This window comes from Streptomyces sp. CO7, assembly GCF_053474865.1.
Genome location: NZ_JBRIOU010000006.1, coordinates 423,652 through 427,636, shown reverse-complemented (window position 1 = coordinate 427,636; position 3,985 = coordinate 423,652). Strand labels below are relative to the sequence as shown.

Genomic DNA, 3,985 nt, shown 5'->3' with positions numbered 1-3,985 from the left:
CTCCTGGGGCGGGGGACGACGCCGACGCGGGCGTGACGCCCGTTCGTCCTTCGCCGGTCACTGTGACGGCCACCGTTGCTCACCCGCCAGACCAGTGGGTGCTCACCCGCCGCTCACCCCCGTGCCCGCACGGGTCCGCGCCCTCCTCCTGTCCGGGTGGCGGAGGCGGATTCCCGCACGTCGGGGCGGCATATACATTGCGCGGATGAAGCGTGAAGCGAAGAGCCTGGCGGAGCGGCTGAGGTGGGCGCGGGAGCGTGCCTTCGTCGGGCGTTCCGCGCAGCTGGCGGTGTTCCGCGAGGCCCTCGCCGGCGGCGACGGCGCACCCGCGGTGATCTACGTCCACGGGCCCGGCGGAGTGGGCAAGTCGACCCTGCTCCGGCGGTTCGCGGACGAGAGCCGGGACGCGGGCCGGCCCGTGGTCGAGGTGAACGGCAGGCTCGTCGACCCCTCGCCCGCCGGGGTGGAGGCCGAGGTCGCGGGCGCCCCCGCGGACGCCGTGCTGCTCGTCGACGCCTTCGAGCACTGCCAAGGGCTGGAGAGCTGGCTCGTCGACCGCTTCCTGCCCACCCTGTCGCCGCGGACCCTGGTGGTGCTCGCCGGCCGCGAGGCGCCGAGCCCCACCTGGACCGCCGACGTCGCCTGGAGCGAGATCCTGGCCGTCATGCCGCTCGGCGACCTCGACGAGAGCGAGGCGGCCCGGCTGCTGGAGCTGCGGGGGGTGTCGCCGGCCCTGGGCCGGCGCGTCCTGCGGTTCGCCGGCGGTCACCCGCTGGCCCTCAACCTCGCCGCCGGCATCGCCACCGACGGCAACGGAGGGGACTGGGCGCCCACCCCCGACGTCCTGACCGCGCTGCTCCAGCAGATGGTGGGGGACGTCCCCTCTCCCACTCACCGGCTCGCCCTGGAGGTGGCCGCGCACGCGATGACCACCACCGAGGGGCTGCTGCGCGCGGTGATCGGACCCGAACAGGGCGCCGAGATGTTCACCTGGCTGCGGCGGCTGCCGATCGCCGACTGGGGGCGGCAGGGCCTCTTCCTGCACGAGATGGTCAGCGACGCCGTCGACACCGACCTGCGCTGGCGGGACCCGCAGGCGTACGAGGAGATGCACCGCCGCCTCGGGCACATCCTGCTCGAGCAGGCCCGTACCGCCCCGCCGGCCGAGGCCATGACCGCGATCCGCGAGCTGACCTACCTCAAGCGCTACGGGTCGATGGGCGAGTACTTCCAGATGCGCCGGGAGGGCGACTTCCACGAGGACGTCCTCGGGCCGGACGACCACGAGGCCGTGCGCCGGCTGATCGCGCTCACCGAGGGCCCCGAGTCGGCGGCCGTCGTCGACTTCTGGCTCCAGCGGCAGCCCGAGGCCTTCTGGCTCTACCGCGACTCGGCCACCGGCGAGGCGGCCGCCTTCATGACCTGGCTGCGGATCTCCACGCCGAGCGAGGAGGAGCTGACCGCCGACCCCATCCTCGCCCAGGCCTGGGAGTACGTGGGGCGCACCAGTCCGATGCGCCCCGGTCAGCACATGCTGGTGGCCCGCTTCTTCGTCAACCCCGCGGCCTACGGGGAGATCTCCCCGGTACAGCACCTGATGCAGCTGCGCATCTGCGCCGACTGGATCCGCTCCGAGGGGCTCGCCTGGTCGTTCCTGCTCAGCCCGTTCGCCGACCTGTGGGACCCGCTGATGCGGCACCTGGGGCACGAGAGGGCCACGGACATGCCCTGGCCCAACGGCCACACGTACTCGCTGTTCGCCTGCGACTGGCGGACCACCCCGCTGTCGGTCTGGTTCGACCGGACCCAGCCCGGCGCGCTCACCGAGGAGCCGCCCGCCGTGCCGACGGCCGGACCCGCTGCCCCGCTGACCCGCGCCGACTTCGACGCGGCCGTGCGCGCGGCCCTGCGCGACTGGCACCGGGAGGACGACTTCGCGGCCGGCCCGCTGCTGCGGGCGCGCATGGTCACCGGCCTGCCCGGGCACACGCCGGACCGCGCCGCGGAACTGCTGCGCGAGCTGATCACCGACGTCGTCGACGCCATGCGCGCCGACCCGCGGGACGCCCGGGTGCACCGGGTGGTCGCCACCACCTACTTCCACCGGGTGCCCAACCAGATGGCGGCGGCCGAACGTCTGGGCCTGCCCTACAGCACCTACCGGCGCCATCTGCAGCGGGCCCACGAGCGCCTGTGCGACGCGCTGTGGCGGCGGGAGACCTCCGACCGCCCGGCGCCGGTCAGGGCCGGGACGGCCGGCGCGCACCTGACGGCTTCGGCCGGGGTGGTTGAACAGTGAATGACCCGCTTTTCGCGGGGATCCGCCGCATGGGGCGGGAATGAGACGTCCTGTTCGGGCGCGCGCCGGGGCGCAAAGGGCGCTCAAAACCGGTGGCGCGATGTGATGGCTCACGCAATTGCCAGAGACATTCTCGGACACCGTCGTTAAACCGTCACGGGGGTGACGCCGGCGAACGGTTCCACCCGATTATTTTCGTGGCCATGACAGCACGAAAAGGCGGGTCCGGGGATCTTCGACATAGTCGTCGTCACAGATGGGAATGGGCGTGGAAGGCCGATCATGAAATGCGGCGGCATATGCCCCCACGGGTATCCGTGTATGCATTTCGGCCAAGTCCGGACAGCCGTCTAGGCGGATGCCTGTGAAGGCTGGAGCATGAGGGAGTCGGCTGTTGGACGGTGCGGCGATTGGCCGACAAGTGGCTTCCGCGCCGCACCGGACGCGCGGGGAACGACGGGAACAGGGGGTCTCCACGGTGGATCTGTTCGGTACCGCCACGCACGACGAATTACGGTCCAGGGTGCGGGAGTTCGCCGAAACGGAGATCCGGCCCCGGATCGGTGAACTGGAGACGGAGAAGACCGTCGGCGAAGTGGGCCACAAACTCTCCCGCATGATCGCCGAACAGGGCTGGATGGGCGCCACGATAGACCCCGTTTACCAGGGCATGGGCGTGGGACACCTTGGCAAGACCGTGATCATTGAGGAACTCTCCCGCGTCTGCGGCGCCATGGGCGCGATGGCACAGGCGAGCATTCTGGGCGTCGCCAAAATCATTCACTTCGGCGACGCGGCCCAGCGGGCGGCCTGGCTGCCGCGAATAGCCAAGGGCGCGTGCCTGCCCACCATCGCCGTCACCGAGCCGGGCTCGGGGGGCCATGTCCTCGGCATGACCAGCAGCGCGGTCCGGGACGGCGGCGACTACGTGCTCACCGGCCGCAAGGTCTACGTGGGCAACAGCCACGTGGGGGACCTGCACGGCGTGGTGGTGCGCACCGGGCCCGGATCGCGCGGGCTCAGCGCCTTCCTGGTCGAGGCCAGGCGGCCGGGCGTGCGCCTGGCACCGCAGCAGGAGTCCATGGGACTCCACGGCTTCTCCTTCGGGGAGATCGTCCTCGACGGCGTCCGGGTGCCGGCCGCGAACCAGCTCGGCGAGGAGGGCCAGGGCCTGGACGTCGCCTACTCCTCCTCCACGCTCTACGGCAGACCCAACCTCGCCGCCGTGTCGCTGGGCATCCACCAGGCCGTGGTCGAGGAGACCGCGGCCTTCTGCACGGAACGGATCCGCTACGGCCGGCCGCTGAAGGACCTGACCAACGTCAAGATCAAACTGGGCGAGATGCAGTCCCGCCTGATGACCGCCCGGACCGCGCTGTACCACGCGGTCAGCCTGCTCGACCACGGCATGCCGTGTGACGAGGAGATGATGAACGCCAAGGCGGTCAACGCGGAGTACGCCATCACCTCGGCACGGCAGGCGATGGAGATCCACGCGGCGGCGGGCCTGTTCACCGACCGCGCGGTGGAACGGCACGTGCGGGACGCGTTCCACATCCTCGCGCCGGCCGGCACCTCCGACGTCCAGTACCTGCGGCTCGCCGAGAGGGCGCTGGGCGAGGGCAAGGGCTCCTGGTCCGTCCGCCTCGCCCACGTGGCCCGCACCATCCCGCCCGGCCCGGAGCG

Annotated in this window: 2 protein-coding genes; both read left to right on the top strand. The window is 71.7% G+C overall.

Annotated features, from left to right (window positions below):
- Positions 1–205: 205 nt before the first annotated feature.
- Complete coding sequence (locus ACOV8S_RS23475) at positions 206–2,299, top strand: ATP-binding protein (protein ID WP_448320037.1); 2,094 nt, start codon at positions 206–208, stop codon at positions 2,297–2,299.
- A gap of 478 nt (positions 2,300–2,777) precedes the next feature.
- Positions 2,778–3,985, top strand: a 1,208-nt coding sequence (locus tag ACOV8S_RS23470) for an acyl-CoA dehydrogenase family protein (protein WP_448320036.1), incomplete at its 3' end; no start/stop codon positions are given.

What these genes read in the sequence shown, in the direction of transcription:
- ACOV8S_RS23475 (WP_448320037.1), top strand. Translation starts at nt 206, where the DNA reads ATGAAGCGTGAAGCGAAGAGCCTGGCGGAGCGGCTGAGGTGGGCGCGG.